The organism is Desulfobacula sp. (assembly GCF_021107415.1).
Map to the genome: position 1 here is coordinate 1 of NZ_JAIOSW010000274.1, position 3135 is coordinate 3135.

Below are 3135 nucleotides of genomic sequence, written 5' to 3' on the forward strand. Positions count from 1 at the left end.
AAACCGAACAATTGCTTGACATTGCCCATGTCGATTCTCCTGAAAGACTCAAAATTCAAAAGAAACTAAATTACCTTTTTACCAAATTAAACACAATAAGGGGTGACAGTCCCTGTTCACCCATGTTGTCAGACATATACCGGGAGACTATTATAAAAAAAATATCATGAATTTTTGGAATAAAGATAAAGACGGACTTTTTAAAAATATTTTCATAGCTTATTTAATCTTGCTGGCACATGTTGTTTTACTGGCAGGCATAGGCGTCAGCGTTGTTCTGTTCAAGGGAGTATATCACTACCTGCCATGGATCATGGGGTGTATCGCTATTTTGGTCCTGGCGATTGCATGGATTTTCTATCGACGGATGAGAGAAAGCTCTTCTGATATAAAAGACATTCTGTTAATGCCGGAGTTTCGGGACAGGACTGTTGAAGTCAGGGTTCTTGGGGGACTTGCGTCCTTTAAAATAACGGCAAAAACAAATCAACAAAACCTCATTGACCATCATCTATCAGATAACTCAGACAGGCTCCTCATTGTAAATGATATCAACAAAACAGAGCAGAAAATCTTTAAACTGACAGCACTTTTTGAAAAGGATCTTATCACCAGAGAAGAGTTTGACAAGGCAAAACAAAACATTATCCAGGGATAAAACAGGAGTTTATTATGAAAAAAATCAGGCTGGCTCTTTTATCCGGCGGCGTTTCTTCGGAAAGAGAGGTATCTCTTAACAGTGGCAAACAGGTATTTGAAGCGCTTGACAAGGACAAGTATGATATCACCCTGTATGATCCAAAAACAGACCTGAAACAACTTGTCATTGATGCAGACAAGATTGATGCAGCCCTGATCATCCTCCACGGTCCTTTTGGAGAAGATGGAACGGTTCAGGGGCTTTTAGACCTGCTTGATATCCCCTACCAGGGTGCAGGGGTTTTGGGAAGTGCCATGGCCATGAATAAACTGGTTGCCAAAAGACTGTATGACGGCGCCGGGATTCCAACGCCTTCCTATCTTTCATTTTCAATGAATGAAAAAATCCAACCCTCAAAAATTGTGGACGAGTTAGATCTTCCCCTGGTAGTGAAACCGGCCTGTGCCGGATCAAGCGTGGGAATGACCCTTGTCAAGGACGAATCAGATCTTCAAGATGCAATAAATTTAGGATTTGAACATGATGATACCCTTATTATTGAAAAATATATCAAGGGGATTGAACTGACCTGCGGTGTCCTGGGCAATGATGAATTAGAAGCATTGCCGGTCATTGAAATCATCCCGGGAGTTGGTCATGATTTTTTTGATTACAAGGCAAAATACGTTGCCGGAGAAACAAACGAAATCTGTCCTGCCCGGATTGATGAAACCACCACAAAAAAAGTTCAGGAACTTGCCGTTAAAGCACATCAAACCCTTTTTCTGAAAGGATATTCCAGAACGGACATGATTTTATACAATCAGAATTTATCTGTTCTTGAAACCAATACAATCCCGGGGATGACGGCAACCAGTCTTTTTCCCCAATCTGCCCAGGTTGCAGGATACTCTTTTACCGAACTCTTAGATGAGCTCATCCAACTGTCAATCAAAGAACATACTAAACAAGAATTAAGGAGATCAACATGAAAATTCTAGTCGTTGGTGGTGGTGGCCGTGAACATACCATGGTATGGAAAATAGCAAAAAGTCCTTTGGTAGAAAAAATATATTGTGCCCCGGGAAATGCAGGAACCCACGAACTTGCGGAATCTGTCCCCATAAGTGCAGAAGATATTCATGCATTGGCTGCCTTTGCCAATAAAAATGAAATTGATCTGACGGTTGTTGGCCCGGAGGGCCCTTTGGTAAGCGGCATTGCAGATGTCTTTGAAAAAATGGGATTAAAAGTGTTTGGCCCAAGCAAAGCCGCAGCAAGGCTTGAAGGCAGCAAACTTTTTTCCAAACAACATATGCAAAAGTACAATATCCCCTGTGCCATGGGAAAGGCATTCACTGATACCAATAAAGCCAAAATATATGCCAAAGCCATTGGGGCGCCCTGCGTGGTTAAGGCCGATGGCCTTGCAGCCGGTAAAGGGGTCATTATCTGTTCCACCCTTGAACAGGCAAATGAAGCCATTGATTCAATGATCAATGACAATGCCTTTGGAGATGCGGGCGCCATTGTTGTTGTGGAAGAATGCCTGAAAGGGGAAGAAGCCTCTTTTATTGCACTCACAGACGGCAAGACGGTTCTGCCATTGCCGGAATCCCAGGATCACAAAAGAATTTTTGATAATGATGAAGGTCCCAATACCGGTGGGATGGGAGCTTACTCTCCTGCACCGGTTCTGGATTACAGCTTGCGCGAAAAAGCCATGAATGAAGTTATGATCCCGGCTGTAGAGGGCATGGCCAAAGAAGGCACCCCTTTTAAAGGTGTCCTCTATGCAGGTCTTATGGTGGATAAAGGTCAGATAAAAGTTCTTGAATTTAACACAAGAATGGGAGACCCTGAAACCCAGCCCATTCTCATGAGACTTGAAAATGACCTGGTACCCTTAATGGAGGCCTGCTGCGACGGCACTCTGCACAATTATTCCACCAAAATAGATCCGAGAGCCGCCATGTGTGTGGTGATTTCTTCGGGCGGCTATCCAGGCTCCTATGAAACTGGAGAAGAGATCTTTGGGCTTGATGAAGCAAATAAAGTTGAAGATACCGTTGTCTTTCACGCCGGCACTGCATTAAAAGACGGAAAAGTTGTTAGTTCCGGCGGCAGGGTCCTGGGGGTAACATCCCTGGGTAACAGTGTTAAACAAGCCATTGACAGGGCATATGAAGCCTGTGCAAAAATTTCATTTAATCAACATTTTTATCGCAAAGATATTGGAGCAAAGGCCTTAAAACGACTGTCCATCCCCCCCCAGGTGGGAGTGATCATGGGAAGTGACTCTGATTTTCCTGTCATGGAAAAGGCGCTGTCCATATTAAAGAAATTTGATATTCCCTACTACGTCACTGTGGCTTCTGCTCACAGAACCCCACAAAGAGCTACCCAACTTGCCGGTGAGGCAAAAGATAAAGGGATAAAAGTGCTTATCTGTGGTGCCGGCCATGCCGCTCATCTTGCAGGTGTCATAGCCGCCC

The 3135-nt window shown here is 43.8% G+C and carries 3 protein-coding genes; all 3 read left to right on the forward strand.

Annotation, left to right across the window (positions count from 1 at the left end; all coding sequences use genetic code 11):
• The first annotated feature begins 166 nt into the window (after positions 1-166).
• Positions 167-658 carry an SHOCT domain-containing protein gene (locus K8S13_RS14500; RefSeq protein WP_291463534.1) on the forward strand — a complete coding sequence of 164 codons (492 nt, stop codon included), beginning with the start codon at positions 167-169 and terminating at the stop codon, positions 656-658.
• A 14-nt stretch (positions 659-672) separates the two neighbouring features.
• The gene (locus tag K8S13_RS14505) at positions 673-1632 is read left to right on the forward strand and encodes a D-alanine--D-alanine ligase (protein ID WP_291463535.1); all 960 of its coding nucleotides are present in this window, start codon (positions 673-675) and stop codon (positions 1630-1632) included.
• Positions 1629-3135: phosphoribosylamine--glycine ligase (purD, locus tag K8S13_RS14510; protein ID WP_291463536.1), on the forward strand; the 1507-nt coding region annotated here is incomplete at its 3' end. The genes K8S13_RS14505 and purD, both read left to right, overlap by 4 nt.